General features: G+C 72.7%; 14 protein-coding genes and 2 pseudogenes. 13 read left to right on the forward strand and 3 right to left on the reverse strand.

All coding sequences use genetic code 11. The features are described 5' to 3' along the window. The first annotated feature begins 73 nt into the window (after positions 1-73). The 3 genes from ACH4TP_RS05810 to ACH4TP_RS05820 all read left to right on the forward strand — a co-directional run bounded on the left by ACH4TP_RS05810 (position 74) and on the right by ACH4TP_RS05820 (position 2106). Complete coding sequence (locus ACH4TP_RS05810; protein WP_389236356.1) at positions 74-535, forward strand: RrF2 family transcriptional regulator; 462 nt, start codon at positions 74-76, stop codon at positions 533-535. A 42-nt stretch (positions 536-577) separates the two neighbouring features. After that, positions 578-1147, forward strand: a complete 570-nt coding sequence (locus ACH4TP_RS05815; RefSeq protein WP_398435946.1) for a SixA phosphatase family protein — start codon at positions 578-580, stop codon at positions 1145-1147. A 140-nt stretch (positions 1148-1287) separates the two neighbouring features. Then, complete coding sequence (locus ACH4TP_RS05820; protein ID WP_398435948.1) at positions 1288-2106, forward strand: SDR family NAD(P)-dependent oxidoreductase; 819 nt, start codon at positions 1288-1290, stop codon at positions 2104-2106. 61 nt (positions 2107-2167) lie between these two features. Here the strand turns inward: ACH4TP_RS05820 and ACH4TP_RS05825 are convergent, their stop codons facing one another. After that, positions 2168-3238: an Lrp/AsnC family transcriptional regulator gene (locus ACH4TP_RS05825; protein ID WP_398435950.1), complete on the reverse strand. Its 1071-nt coding sequence runs from the start codon at positions 3236-3238 to the stop codon at positions 2168-2170. 50 nt (positions 3239-3288) lie between these two features. Between ACH4TP_RS05825 and ACH4TP_RS05830 the strand changes: the two are divergent. The 3 genes and pseudogenes from ACH4TP_RS05830 to ACH4TP_RS05840 form a co-directional block, all read left to right on the forward strand. Then, positions 3289-3864 (forward strand): annotated as a pseudogene (locus ACH4TP_RS05830) (alpha/beta hydrolase); the annotation flags it as partial. A gap of 105 nt (positions 3865-3969) precedes the next feature. Then, positions 3970-4224 carry a hypothetical protein gene (locus tag ACH4TP_RS05835; protein WP_398435952.1) on the forward strand — a complete coding sequence of 85 codons (255 nt, stop codon included), beginning with the start codon at positions 3970-3972 and terminating at the stop codon, positions 4222-4224. Positions 4225-4239: 15 nt separating this feature from the next. After that, entirely contained in the window at positions 4240-4776 is a 537-nt protein-coding gene (locus ACH4TP_RS05840; RefSeq protein WP_398435954.1) for a hypothetical protein, read from the forward strand. A gap of 21 nt (positions 4777-4797) precedes the next feature. On the opposite strand, the gene ACH4TP_RS05845 is transcribed toward ACH4TP_RS05840, so the two are convergent. Both ACH4TP_RS05845 and ACH4TP_RS05850 read right to left on the reverse strand, forming a co-directional pair. Continuing rightward, positions 4798-5958, reverse strand: coding sequence for a hypothetical protein (locus ACH4TP_RS05845; RefSeq protein ID WP_398180232.1), 1161 nt, complete (start codon positions 5956-5958; stop codon positions 4798-4800). 201 nt (positions 5959-6159) lie between these two features. After that, the gene (locus tag ACH4TP_RS05850; RefSeq protein ID WP_398435956.1) at positions 6160-6720 is read right to left on the reverse strand and encodes a peptidase inhibitor family I36 protein; all 561 of its coding nucleotides are present in this window, start codon (positions 6718-6720) and stop codon (positions 6160-6162) included. A 321-nt stretch (positions 6721-7041) separates the two neighbouring features. Here ACH4TP_RS05850 and ACH4TP_RS05855 point away from each other — a divergent pair, with 321 nt between their 5' ends. From ACH4TP_RS05855 to ACH4TP_RS05885, 7 genes and pseudogenes are all read left to right on the forward strand, one after another. Further along, the gene (locus ACH4TP_RS05855) at positions 7042-8019 is read left to right on the forward strand and encodes a GlxA family transcriptional regulator (RefSeq protein ID WP_398435958.1); all 978 of its coding nucleotides are present in this window, start codon (positions 7042-7044) and stop codon (positions 8017-8019) included. 72 nt (positions 8020-8091) lie between these two features. Beyond that, positions 8092-8853, forward strand: a complete 762-nt coding sequence (locus ACH4TP_RS05860) for an MBL fold metallo-hydrolase (RefSeq protein ID WP_398435960.1) — start codon at positions 8092-8094, stop codon at positions 8851-8853. A 354-nt stretch (positions 8854-9207) separates the two neighbouring features. After that, on the forward strand, positions 9208-11229 hold the full coding sequence (locus tag ACH4TP_RS05865; RefSeq protein ID WP_398435962.1) for an ABC transporter ATP-binding protein: 2022 nt from the start codon (positions 9208-9210) through the stop codon (positions 11227-11229). Further along, a complete protein-coding gene (locus ACH4TP_RS05870) occupies positions 11226-11387 on the forward strand; it encodes a hypothetical protein (protein ID WP_398435964.1) in 162 nt (53 codons plus the stop codon). The genes ACH4TP_RS05865 and ACH4TP_RS05870 overlap by 4 nt, the downstream gene beginning before the upstream one ends. Continuing rightward, the gene (locus ACH4TP_RS05875) at positions 11384-12757 is read left to right on the forward strand and encodes a phosphotransferase (RefSeq protein WP_398435966.1); all 1374 of its coding nucleotides are present in this window, start codon (positions 11384-11386) and stop codon (positions 12755-12757) included. Before ACH4TP_RS05870 ends, ACH4TP_RS05875 begins: the two co-directional genes overlap by 4 nt. Before the next feature lie 77 nt (positions 12758-12834). Further along, the gene (locus tag ACH4TP_RS05880; protein ID WP_398435968.1) at positions 12835-13374 is read left to right on the forward strand and encodes a GFA family protein; all 540 of its coding nucleotides are present in this window, start codon (positions 12835-12837) and stop codon (positions 13372-13374) included. Next, a pseudogene (locus ACH4TP_RS05885) lies at positions 13371-13733 on the forward strand (NUDIX domain-containing protein); the annotation flags it as partial. The gene ACH4TP_RS05880 and the pseudogene ACH4TP_RS05885, both read left to right, overlap by 4 nt. Positions 13734-13852: the final 119 nt, after the last annotated feature.

Here is a 13852-nt window from a genome sequence, read left to right on the forward strand (position 1 = left end):
CGCGAGTCAGGTCCCGCACTCCTGAGACACCTCCTGACACCTCTCGTGAGGCATCTCGTGAGACATTGAGTCCGTGAGGATCTCAGCGCGAACGGACTACGCCATCCGGGCCATGGCCGAGTTGGCCTGCTCCCCCGACCAGCCCCTCAAGGCCGAGGACATCGCCGGCCGCCAGGACATCCCCGGCCGCTTTCTCTTCGTCGTGCTGAGCGACTTGCGGCAGGCACATCTGGTGCGCAGCGTGCGCGGCCCCGACGGGGGTTACTCCCTCACCCGGCCGCCCGCGGAGATCACCCTCGCCGACGTCATCCGCGCGATGGACGGACCGCTCGTCAGCGTGCGGGACCTGAAGCTGACGGGTCTCGAGTACCAGGGCGCGGCGGCGCCCCTGCCGGATGTGTGGCGCGCCGTGCGGACGAGTCTGCGCCAGGTCCTGGAGGGCACGACCCTCGCGGATCTGGCGACGGGCACGCTGCCCGAGCTCGTACGGGACCGGGCCCGCGACTACAACGACGACGTACGGACGTACCCGTAGCGTTTACGGCCGTCCGGCGGGCCGCCCCTTAGGCTCGGAAACGTGCCGCCCTCCACCGAGACTCCTGAGCGCGCCGGATCCGCCGGCGCTCGACCGCGCCGACTGTTCGTCCTGCGGCATGCCAAGAGCGCCTGGCCGGAGGGCGTCGCCGACCGGGACCGTCCCCTCGGCCCGCGCGGGCTGCGCGACGCCCCGGCCGCCGGGAGCTTCCTGGCGGGAAGCGGCGTCCTGCCCGACCTCGCCCTGTGCTCCCCTGCCCGGCGCGCCCGCCGGACCTGGGAGCTCGCCGCCGCGGAGCTGGACGGCCCCGTGCCGACCCGCCACGACCCGCGGCTGTACGGGGCGGACGCACCGGAACTGCTCGATGTCCTCCACGGCGTTCCCGACGAGGTCGCGACCCTGCTCCTGGTCGGGCACAACCCGGGCCTCGAGGACCTGGTCCTGCTGCTGGCGGGCGGGGCGGTCGGGGACGCCCTGGACCGCGTACGGACCAAGTTCCCGACCTCCGCGATCGCCGTCCTGACCTGGTCCGGCACCTGGACGGACCTCCGCCCCGGCGAGGCGCTCCTGACGGACCTGGCGATTCCCCGCGGAGCCCGCGACCCGTCCTGAGCGGGGCGCGTCCACGCACCGGAGGGCGTCTGCCCTGACACCTGGTCGCCCCTCGCGCCAAGGCCCGCCCCGGCACCGGCCGCGTGCCTAAGATCACCGGGACGGGGCACGGCGGGCGAGGCACGGGAGAGGCGGCGGGCATGGCGGACGAGCGTGTGTACCTGGTGACCGGGGGCGGAACGGGGATCGGGGCGGCGACCGCCCAGTCATTGGCCCGGGCGGGACACAAGGTGGCGGTGTCCGGGCGCCGCCCCGAGCCGCTGCGGCTGGTCGCCGAGGAGACCGGCGCCCTGCCCGTACCGTCGGACATCGGCGATCCCGCCGCGGTGGCCTCGCTCGTCGAGACGGTGGTCGGCACGTACGGGCGGCTCGACGGTCTGGTGCTCAACGCCGGCATCGGGCGGGGCGGCGGGGTCGGGGAGGTGACCCCGGAGGACTGGGACGAGGTCATGCGGACCAACCTCACCGGTCCGTTCCTGCTGCTGCGCGCCGCGCTCCCGCACCTGCTCGACGCCCGCGGCGCGGTGGTCGCGGTGGCCTCGGTGTCCGCCCTGCTGGGCGGCGTCGGGAACGCCGCCTACGCCACCTCCAAGGCGGCGCTGCTCCAGCTGTGCCGCTCGCTCGCGGTCGACTACGGGGGCGCGGGGCTGCGTGCCAACACCGTGTGCCCGAGCTGGGTGCGCACCGACATGGCCGACCGCCGGATGAACCGGTTCGCCGACGAGGCGGGCCTGGGCGGGAACGGTCTGGAGGCGGCGTACGAGGAGGTGACCCGGGTCCTGCCCGCCGGGCGGCCCGGTGAGCCGCGCGAGGTCGCGGAGGCCATCGCCTGGCTGCTGTCGCCCGCCGCCTCGTTCGTGAACGGCGCGGTGCTCACCGTCGACGGCGGCGCGACCGCGCTCGACCCGGGCACCCTCGGCTTCGAGTTCCAGATGGAGCCGCGCGCCCCGCGGGCCTGACCGGTCGTCACGGCCGAGGCGACCGGCCGCGTTCCACCGACCGGCCTCCCCCGCCCGGCCGTCAGGGCCGCGGCAGGGCGAGAGGGACGCGCCGGGTGGCGCGGCCGGACTCGTCGAGGAGCCAGCCCATGCGCTTGGGCGAGCGGAGGACGACCGTGCGGTCCTTGATCCCGAGGAGCGGGAAGCGTTCCGCGAGGACGGCTTCGAAGGGGTCGACGGCGTGGAGGCCGTGGAGCCAGACCATCACGAGCAGGTTGTCCGGACCGCTGACGGACGCGCACAGCCGGACCTCCTCCATCCGCGCCAGCGCGTTGCCCGTGGCTTCCACCTGGGAATGCGGGACGGTCGCGCGGTAGAGGACCGTCGTCGACAGGCCCGCCAGGGGGTGGGCGAGGTCGCAGCGGATGGTGATGTCGCCTTCGCGGATCATCCGTTGGACCCTGCGGCGGGCGGTGTGCTCGCTCATGCCCGTCGCGGCTCCGAGCTCGGTGTAGCCGAGCCTGCCGTTGCCGCCGAGCAGCGTCATCAGGGCCTGGTCCTCCGGGGACGGCCGGTCGTGCATGTGGGCGCTGTACACGGCGCGGCGGGAGGCGCGCGGGACGGTGAGTTCCGCCCGGCCGGCGGGTTCCATGGCCCGCATGCGCCAGTCGCCGCCCTCGCCGTACAGGGTGATGCCAAGGCGTGTGCGCGTGGAGCGCACCCCTCGCATGCCGCCGATGACGCGGTTGACCGAGCGGCCCAGGGCGGGCAGGTCGACGGCCGCGACGGACGCGAAGAGGTCGAAGTCGCCTGCCGTCTCGTCGACGCTGAAGACCCAGGGCAGCCGGCTCAGGGCTTCGGTGACCGCTTCGAGGGAGCGGGGCCGGCAGCGTACGTCGACATAGGCGACGGTGGTCGTTTTCGCCGCGCCGTAGGCGGTGACCCAGGCCAGTCCACTCGCGCGCAGGCGTTCCCAGCGGCGGGCGGCGGTGGTCGCGTCGACGCCGAGCGCGCGGCCGATCCGGGACCACGGCGCACGGGGGGCCGCCTGGAGCGCCTCGACCAGCGCCAGGTCCAGCTCCGTGAAACGGGCGTCGGGATCGGGCGCGCGGGAATCCGGCGGGTTCATCGGCTCCAGGATGCTTCCCGGCATTTGCACGGCTTCATCGCGCACAGACCGGATCGTAGGGGCACTTCCCGGCCGCCGTCGACGACGCGTACACGGCCCTGACCTGGGTGGCGGACCACCTGGACGACTTCGGCGGCGACGCCTCCCGGCTGGTGATCGGCGGGGACAGCGCCGGAGCGACCCTCTCCGCCGTCTGCGCCCAGCGGGCCCGCACCGACGGGCTGTCCCCGGCAGCCCAGCTCCTCGTCTACCCCAGCACCGACGTCTCGGGCGCGTACCCGTCGCGTACGGAGAACGGAGAGGGGTACTTCCTCACCACCGAGGAGGTGCACTGGTTCTTCGAGCAGTACCTCGGCGTCCCCCGCTCGTCCCCCGACGCCGCCCGCCTCCACGCCGACCCGCGTGTCGCTCCCCTTCGCGCCGAGAGCCTGGCGGGTCTCGCGCCGGCGGTCGTCGTCACCGCGGAGTTCGACCCGCTGCTCGACGAGGGCGACCGGTACGCCGAAGCCCTCCGCGACGCCGGAGTACGGGTCGAGCACCGCCGGTTCGAGGGGCTCGTCCACGGCTTCTACGGCATGGGCCACCTCAGCCCGGCCGCCGATGCCGCGACGACCTGGACTAACGCCGCTCTCAAGCACCTGATCGGCTGAGAGGCAGCTTTCTGTCGCCCCGGACGTGGCCGACACCGCACCCGGGGAACTGATCGCCTTCGCCGCACGACACGTACCCGAACGCGGCGCCGCCCCCCCAAGGACGTGATCGTCCTGCCGGCCCTGCCCCTGACGGACATCGGCAAGCCCGACAAGATCCCCCTGCGCCTCGACGCCACCCGCCGTGCCGTCGCCCGCGCCCTGGCCGACCTCGGCCTCACCGTCGACCACGAGCGGATCCTGTGCACCCCGTCGGACGGCCGCACAGCCGTGACACTCCCACCGCTTCAGGACCCGGGCCTGGGCCCTCGCATCACCGCGCGACTTGCCTTGTACGGCATCGACTGGCCCTTCCCGTAGTGGTGGGATGCGGTCATGTACTACGACGATCTCAGCCCCTACGCCTACCCCTTCACCGAGGACGGCGACGTGTTCACCGAGGTCGGCACCGGCGTGCGGTTCGTCACCGTGCGGGATGCCTATCGGCGGCTCAGCATCGGCTGGCTGGAGGCCGGACGGCCCTGGACCGCGGGGTCGGCGCCCGTGGGGTTCGGGGCCAAGCTGCTGACGGTGCTGGAGGAGCAGGCCGTGAACCAGGCCCTCGGTCTGCACGAGTGCGACCTGTGCCCCGTACCGCTCGACGACGCCCACCCCTGGTACGTGCCCCGGCCGGGGCACCGACGCGCCAGCGTCGGTACGGGCGAGATCCGGGTGCCCGGGGAGCCGGGGACCGCCTACGCGGCCCCCGCCGTGATCGGGCACTACGTGCTCGATCACGGCTATCTGCCGCCCCGGGAGTTCGTCGACGCCGTCCTCGCCTTCGACCTCCAGGACAGATCGGCCGCGTATCCCTCGATCGCCTTCCCCTGGATCCCCGACGACGCCGAGCTGTACGACGCCCTGGTCGAGTGACGACCCCACCGGCGGACCCCGTCAGGCCGACCGATCAGGCGGGGCTTCCCTGCCGTCCATGAGCTGCTCGATCGCGGCCAGGATCCCCTCCACCGCGTCGGGTTCGGCTGCGAGGGCGGTCAGAGGGACCGATGGCCAGCCCTTGTAGTTCTTCTCCCGTTGCGCCTCCAGTTTCCTCGTCAGCTCGGGAACGGTCGGCAAGGACTCCGCGAAGGCGGCCGCTTCGTCGAGGCCCAGGTGACGGGTGATGGAGAGGAAGCTGAAGGCGAGCTCCTCCCTGGCGGGGGTGTCGTACAGGGAGAGCGTCCAGACCGGTACCTGTCGGCCGGCGACGGGGTAGTGGACGGACATGCTCGGGTAGGTGGCCGTGCCGCCCTCCAGGCGTCCCCGGGCCGCCGCGTGGTCCAGCAGTGCGGTGGCGATCCGCCTCGGTGCGGGGGCGAGGCGGGTCCGTATCACCGTGTCCATGTCGTCACGTGTGGTCTTCACCGTGGTGCGGCGGCTGGAGGGAGACTTCGCCGCCGTGGCGACCTCCCCGTGGATGCGGGGGACCAGGACGCGAAGGTCTCCGTCGCCTCGGTACTGGGTCAGCTCGACCGCGTACACGTCCGTCTGCCGCATCTGCCGGTTCAGGAACTCGACGATCGCCCTCAGTTCCAGCGGGATCCGGTCCGCGACGAACAGCAGCCGCATCTGTCCGGCGGCCAGGCGTTCCTCGACCGTCGTCCAGAACTCTTCCGGGGAGCGGTCGCCGAGCAGCTCCCCGTACGCCTCTTCCAGCGACCGGCCGTCCGCGGCGCACGTCTCCTCGAAGGAGCGCCGCAGGAGCGCCGCAGGCCAGTAGCGTGCCCCGTTCGCCGCGTAGTCCAGCATCTGGCCCACCACTTCGCGGCGGATGCGCGTATCGCTCGCCCGCTTGACCTCCACCAGCGTGGGTACGCCGTCGGCGTCGACGAAGAGGTGGTCCAGCCAGTACGCCGGACCGCTCTCCGCGCTCGTCGGAACGCCCATCTCCCGCGCCACCAGCATCAGTCGCAACGGCCGGCCGTCGGCCAGCGAGCCGAAGTCCAGGACCCGAGGATGGCGCGCGAGGAGCTCCTGGAACTCCTCCTCGGTCTCGAACGCGGCCGGTTCCAGGGCCTCCAGGTCGCCGCCCAGGACGAACACCGGCTGATCCGTCATCTGTTTCTCCACCCCTGTGTTCCGGCGACCGCGGTCGACGATCGCTTCCGCGTCGACTGAAGGCCGCCCACACTATAGAAGCGGACGCTTCGACTCAGGGGGCTGAGGTCTGCGCTCCGAGGTCTGCCCGGCGGATCAGGGCCGGGGCCGGTTCCGATCCGCCGGGCAGGCTCTGCGGAGGCGGTTGCCCGCCCTACTCCCTTAGGTCAGCTGGACCGAGCTGGCCCGGTCGTTCATCGCGTCGCCGACGTACGGCGTGGAGTTGGTGTACAGCTGGTTCGTGCCGTTGTAGTAGATGTCCGAGTACAGCGCGACCCAGCAGTTGTTCGCGGGGATCACGGAGCTGATCGCGTCGTTCCAGCCGCTGAGGTCGGTGTAGCCCCAGTCCCACGTCCCGTTGTCCTTGCACCTCTCGGGGATCTCCATGGTCCAGGACGCGCCGCCGTAGTTCCAGTCCCAGTAGAAGACGGCGCCGACGACACCGCCCTGGGTGTTCATCGTGGCGCGCGCGCCGGCGGAGGCGGGGGCGTTGAGCTCGGCCACGAACGCCTTGTCCTTGGCGGCCTTCTCCGGCGCCGCGGGGGCGTCGGTGACCCGGCCGTCGGTCGCGTCGGCGATCGCCTCGCGGAAGGTGTCGTAACACGTGGTCGTGTGCGTGCTGACGTGGGCGACGCAGTGGGCGCCGGACTTGGCCCGAGCGGGCGTGGTGGCGGAGGCGGAGGCGGTGGTGCTCGCGATCGCCAGTCCCGCGGAGGCGATCACGATCGCCGCGCGTCGTACGTTCCGTGCGTGTCGTGTCTGTCGCGTCTGTCGTGCGGAGGACATAGGGATCTCCCGAGAACGGTCGGTTGTCTCTTCCGGCTGTGCTGCCTGATGGCAGAGACCAGTGCATCCGCGCCCCGTCCAGAATCGGTAAACGACGGATGAACGGCGCAACGTGACGTCCCGCTCACGCGCCGTGTCGTCGGGGTGGTTCGCAGCGGTACCGGCCGGTGAAAGCGCCTCCGCTCCGGGCGGCGCCGTGTCCGGATCTGACAGAACATGGTCATTGCGGCCCTTGGGGCGGGGCGAAATGATCGGCACATGCTCCCACCCCACAGAGTCGTCCTCGCGGCCTTCCCCGGCGTCGAACTGCTCAACGTCACCGGCCCGGCCGAGGTGTTCTCGATGGCCACCCGGCTCGTCGGCTCCGACCGGGCCGGCTACACCGTCCGCATCGCGACGGGCGGGGGCGAGCCGGTGGCCACCTCCAGCGGGATCCGGCTGATGGCCGACCTGACGCTGGACGAGGTGGACGGCGACGTGGACACCCTGCTCGTGTCGGGCGCCGTCCGTGTGCGCGACCACGAGGTGGAGCCGGTGATCGACGGCGGGATCGTCGACTGGCTGCGCGTGGCGGCCCCCGGAATCCCCCGGCTGGGTTCCGTCTGCTCGGGCGCGCACCTGCTGGCCGCGGCGGGGCTGCTGGACGGCCGTTCCGCCACGACCCACTGGCGGACGGCCGCGCGGCTGGCCGCCGACCATCCGCTCGTCACCGTCGATCCGGACCCGATCTTCATCCGGGAAGGCCGCCTGTGGACCTGCGCCGGCATCGCGTCGGGGATGGACATGGCGCTGGCCATGGTCACCGAGGACCACGGTCCCGAACTCGCGCTCGCCACTGCCCGGGCGATGGTCATGTACGTCAAACGTGCGGGCGGCCAGAGCCAGTTCAGTGTGCCGCTCGCGCCTCCCGCGGCGCCCGGTGACCGGCTGGACGACCTGCGCGTGTGGATCGGTGAGCACCTCACCGAGGATCTGTCCGCCGAAGCCCTGGCCACCCGGCTGCACCTGAGCGTGCGTCACTTCGCACGGCTGTTCCGCCGGCGTACCGGCACCACCCCGGCCGCGTACGTCGAGTCCGTCCGTCTGGAGGCCGCCCGCCGGCTGCTCCAGGACAGCACCCACGGCCTGCCCGAGATCGCCGCCCTCAGCGGCCTCGGTTCCGTGGAGAGCCTGCACCGTTCCTTCCGGCGCCGTCTCGGCACCACCCCCGCCGAGTACCGGCGTCGCTTCCGCTGAACTCCCCGCCCTTCCCCCAGCCGCCCGCGGGCCACCGCGCGGCGGAGGACAGTCATGCCCGAGGAGAGAACCGTGTCCCGAACCAAGGTCGTCCCCATCCCGGTCATGGGCCGGCACAACATCAACGCGTACCTGCTGCTGGGCCGCCGGCCCGTCATCGTGGACGCGGGAACGCCCGGCAACGGCCGGAGGATCCACGACCAGGTCGCCGCCCACGGCGTGGACCCCGCCGACGTGTCGCTGATCGTCCTCACCCACGGCCACATCGACCACTTCGGCTCCGCCGCCGAACTGCGCCGTCTGACCGGGGCGCCCGTCGCTGGGCACATCGCCGACCTCGGCCCCTACCGCACCGGCCGGGCCCGCGAGCCGTACCTGCCCACCGGGCTGACGGGCCGCCTCATGGCCAGGAGCGAGAACCTGCACATCGAGGTCCCCCCGGTCGAACCCGACGTGGTCCTGACCGGCGAGACCGACCTGGAGGACTTCGGGGTCGCGGCACGCGTCATGCCCACTCCCGGGCACACCGCCGGATCGGTCTCCGTCCTCACCGACGGGGGAGACCTCGTCGCCGGCGACCTGATCGCCACCTCCCTCTTCGGCCTCGTGCGGGGCCGTCCCGCCAACCCTCCCTTCCACGACGACCCGCTGCGCAACCTCGCCAGCCTGCGCGAGATGCTCGCCCTGGACCCCACCGCCCTCCACGTCGGCCACGGCACCCCGCTGGAACCCGACCGGGTCCGGCGCTGGGCCGACCGGGAGCACCGGCGGCTGTCCCGGCTCGAAGCGGCGGGACGGCTCCCCGTCCGTACGGAGAACGGCGTGTCCCGGTAGCGGGATCACACCCGGGCCAGGCCCCGGTGCGGCGTGACGGCCTGGCGTGTGGCACTCCCTGAGCGTCGGCGTTTCGGCCAAGTCCGCCTCAGTGCCGTCCTCTTGTGCCGTAAGGGTCGATGTAGCACGCACGTTCGTCGCTCCCCTCGACGCGGGGCGGACGCTCCGTCCGAAAGACGTGTGTTCGAAGTGCCGGGTCGCGTCGTTGAGCCACGCGAACACCCGGTTCCCCTGGACGGAGCGCTCCATGTACCCCCTGCCCTGCCTCGAAACTCCTCTCCCTCCGGCTGTCCCTCCCGTGCGGCGCACGGCCGGTGGCTTCCGCGCGGCGCGTCCCGATACGAGGTGGGGGGCATGACGAGCGGTGGCAGTGATCCGCTGGCGGCCGCCGCGGAAAGCCCGTCGGACTCCGAGCGGCTGCTGTTCGGGGGCGAGCTCACCTACGACTACGGGTGGGGCGCCCATGACGGTGCCTGGCTGAAGCTGGGGCTGCGCGCGATGGCCGGTTCGCTGCCGAGGCAGGTCGCGGTGGCGGTCCGGCTGGCGCGCGAGGCCGACCGGCGGGCGTTCACCACGGTCGCGGTGAGCGAGGTCGTCCGCGGCGTCGCCCAGGCGGTGTCCCTGATCGCGGTCAACTCCCTGCTCGTCGAGCTGCTCGCCGCCGGCGACATCACGGACCGGCTGCATGCGGCGCTGCCTTCGCTCGTGCTGGTGGCCGTCCTCGCGGTGATCGGCTCGGTGTGCCGGTCGGCGTCGTCCGCCGCCACGGGGATCCTGGAGCCGAAGGCCCAGCGGGTGGCGACCGAGCGGTATCTCGGCCTGGTGGCACGGGTGGAGCTGGAGGCGATCGAGGACGACGCCTTCCACAAGCTGATGGACTCCGCGCAGTGGGGCGCCGACTCGGCGCGGCGGATGGTCGGTTACTGCACCGCCGTGGTCACCTCCGCCATCTCGCTGATCGCCGCGGCCGGCGTGCTCACCGTCCTGCACCCGGTCCTGCTGCCGCTCCTGGTCCTCATGGCGCTGCCGAGCGCGTGGGGTTCGCTGACCATGGCCCGGCACCGGTACGTCAGCTGGCACCGCTTCGTCCAGCACGTCCGGGCCGCCAAGCTGATCAGCCAGCTGCTGATCAACCAGCAGGCGGCCGCCGAGATCCGCGTCCACGACGCGGCCCCGTTCCTCTTGAAGCACTTCCGGCAGATGGCCGAGACCAGCGAGCGGGAGCAGACCCGGCTCGCGTGGACCGGGGCCCGCACGGCCATGGTCGCCGACTCGACGCGCGGCGTCGCGACCGTCGCCACGTACGGCGTCCTCGGGCTGCTGTTGTGGAACGGGCAGATGGGCCTCGCCGTCGCCGGCACGGCGGTGCTGGCGATCCGTACGGGAGCGGCGAGCATCACGGACCTGGTCCTGCGCGTCACCGACGTCCAGGAGGAGGCCCTGTTCGTCGCCGACCTGGAGAAGCTGTGCGAGGAAGCGGTCCGACGCGCCATCCCCTCCGGCGGGCTCGCCCTGCCCGAGGACGCGGAGCAGATCAGCTTCGAGAAGGTGACCTTCACCTACCCGGGCGCCGACAAGCCGTCCCTGCACGAGGTCGACCTCGTCATCCCCCGGGGCAGGACCGTCGCCCTGGTCGGGAGGAACGGCTCGGGCAAGTCGACCCTCGTCCGCCTGCTGAGCGGCGCCCGGCTCCCCGACTCCGGCCGTGTGCTGTGGGGTGGCGTGAGCACCGCCGATGCCGACCGCGCGCAGGTCTTCGACCGTGTCGCGATGGTCGCCCAGGACTTCTTCCGCTGGCCCTTCACCGCCCGCGTCAACATCGGCATCGGCCGCAGCCACGCCGCGATGGACGACCGGACCATCGAAGCGGCGGCGGCGTATGCGGGAGCCGACGAGGTGATCGAGGGTCTCCCGCGCGGCCTGGACAGCCTGCTCGCCCGCGGCTACAAGGGCGGCCAGGAGATCTCCGGCGGGCAGTGGCAGAAGATCGGTCTCGCCCGTGCCCGGCATCGCGACGGCACCGTCCTGATCGTGGACGAGCCGACCAGTGCGCTCGATCCCGCCGCCGAGCAGCGGGTCTTCGACCAGATCCACCAGCTGGCCGGCTCCGGCCAGACCACGGTCCTGATCACCCACCGCCTCCACAGCGTCCGGCACGCGGACCTCATCTACGTGCTCGACGAGGGCCGGGTCGTCGAGCACGGCACCTTCGCCGAGCTCATGGACCCCGCCACCGGGGCCGGTGCGTTCCGCGAGATGTACGAGCTGCAGGCCCGCCAGTTCCTGAACCCGTCGGTGCCGGCGCAGCCCGCCCCCGCGGAGGAGAAGCCGGGCCGGTCGGCCGAGGCCGTCGGCGAGGGGCGGGCGCGGTCATGACGACGCCCTGGCCCGGGAGGGCTTTCGCGTCGGCGGCGGAGGGCTACGGCCGCTTCCGTCCAGGTGTCCCCGCCGAGGCCGTCCCGCTCCTCGCGGGCACGGTGCGGGAGGTCGACCGTTCTGTCCTGCCCGCCCGGCGTCCGGGAGGCGGCGCGTGAGCGGCGGGCGGCACACCGTGCCGGTGGACGTGCACCTGCTCGCCGTCCGCGACGGGGAGCGGGGCCCGGAGGTGCTGTTGTCCCGGCGGGCCGGGGACGTGTACGCGGCGGGGCTGTGGCATGCGCCGTCGGGGCACGTGGAGCGGGAGACCGTCGTCGCCGCCGTCGTGCGCGAGACGCTGGAGGAGACCGGGCTCGTCGTGGATCCGGCCGATGTCCGCGCGGCGGTCACGGTGCACCACCGGCCCCCGGGCGGACAGGAGAGGGTCGGCTTCTTCTTCGAGGTCCGCCGCTGGCGCGGCGTTCCGCAGGTGATCGAACCGGACAAGTGCGACGCGATCGGGTGGTTCCCTCTCGACGACCTGCCGGAGCCGATGGTCGCCTACTGCCGGGCCGGTCTTGACGCCTACCGGGCCGGCACGCCGGTCGCGCTGCACTTCCAGGATCCCGGCGACCCGATCGCCTACGCCCAGGCCGTCGACCGGCTGGTCCCGGTCCCCGGCCGCGGCATCCGCGACGCCGTCCCGGAGGAGGCGGTGCGCGCCTTCGCCGAGCGGGCGGTGGGCCGGATCACCGGCTGGACGGACGTCTCCTGGGCCCGTGAGGGAAGCCGTGTCTGGCGGGCGCGTGGTGCCGAGGGCGGCAGCTGGTACGTCAAGGTCCACCAGAACGACCGCTTCCACCGGCGTGAGGTGACGGCCCTCCGTAGCTGGGTCCCCTCTCTGGGCGCGGCCGCGCCACGCCTGGTGGCCGCCGACGCGTCACTGCGGGCCGTGGTACTCACCGCGGTCGGGGGCCGATCCCTGCACGGCGCCGTCCACCCGCCCGAGACCCAGCGCAGGATCTTCCACCGCATCGGGCGACTCGCTGCGGCCATCCACCGCGGCACCCCGCCCCGGCCGTCCGACGGCATGCCGCCCGTGGAGAAGCTGGAGCGGCACCTGGACGGAGCCCGGCCCCATCTCGCGCCCGGGGACGAGGAGTTCGTCCGTGCCGCGGCCGAGAAGGCCGTCGGTCTGCCCGCCTTGGACGTGGTGTCCACGCACGGCGACCTCCAGCTGCGCAATCTGCGCTGGGACGAAGACGCCGACGCCCTGTATGTGATCGATTTCGAACGGTCGGAAGAAGGGCCGGCGGTACGGGACTTCGTGCGGCTCTCCGATGCGTGGCACGGCCGTCCCGACCTCCTGGAAGCCGTGCTGGACGGCTACGGCCGTCCTTTCACCCCGGCGGAAGAAGCCCGGTTCAGGATCCTGTCCGTCCTGGATGCCGTCTCCGGCATCTCCTACGGCGCCACCCACGGCGACCCCGAGCTGGTGGAGCGCGGCCGCCGCACCCTGGCCCGGCTCCGCACCGCACGACGCCCCTGACCACCACCACCGCGACTACGCACGAGGAGCGACACGTTGACGTACACGGCCCCGATCACCGTGACCAAGGGGGAAGCATGATCATCCGCCCGAGCGGACCTCTCGGCGGCAGCGAAACCACCCCCGCCGCCGACGGGGAGGACCCTTCGCCGAGGACGGGGCGCTGCCAGTGCGGGAGCATCGTGTACCGGGTGGAAGGCGTCCCGGACGATCCGCATCTGTGCTCATGCCGCCACGAGACGCGCATCTCCGGCGGCCCCGCCGTCCTGTGGGTCGGTTTCCGCAAGGACGGGCTGACGTGGACCGGTCCCGGTGGTGAGCCGAGGTGGTACGCGACCTGGCCGACCCTGCGCCGTGGCTTCTGCCCGCGCTGCGGGACGCACCTCGTCTCGGTCGCCGACGACTCGGACATGGTCATGGTCACCGGCTTCAGCCTCGACGACCGCAGCGGCACCGATCCCGTCGGGCATTCCTACCGGCAGGAGGCCGTCCCGTGGATGACCGTCGCCCTCGCCGACGGACCCGGCCTTCTCCCTGCCGCACCCCGGACCCTCGACACGACCGGAGGAAAGATGCCCGCCCCCCCCGCCCTGAGGCGTCACCAGGCACGGCGATGACAGACGAGGAGTACGGAGAGCATCGGGCGTCAGCCGCCCTGTGGGTGGGCACGTCGGTGCTGATCACCGACGAGCGGGGCCGTGTCCTGGTCCAGCACGTCGATTACCGCGACACCTGTCTCCTGCCGGGAGGGGCCCTCGACAAAGGAGAGTCCCCGGCCCGCGGCGCCGCTCGCGAACTGCACGAGGAGCTCGGTGTCAGCATGGCGATCGAACGCGGGCTGGCGGTCGACTGGGTCTCCGTCCACGGTGCGAACGCGCCGGCGCCCGTGCGGTTCCCGGGCGAGATCCTGCACGTCTTCGACGGCGGCACCTGGGACAGCGACCGGATCGCCGCCGTCGTGCTCCCCGAGGGGGAGATCACGGACATCGACTTCGTCGAGCCCGCCGACCTGCCCGGTCTAATGTCCCCCGGCGACGCCCGACGGGCCCTCGCCGCTCTGCGGGCCCGTACCAACGGCGCGGGCGCCGTCCTGCT

It is taken from the genome of Streptomyces sp. NPDC021012 (genome assembly GCF_044333355.1).
In the GTDB taxonomy this organism is placed as follows: domain Bacteria; phylum Actinomycetota; class Actinomycetes; order Streptomycetales; family Streptomycetaceae; genus Streptomyces.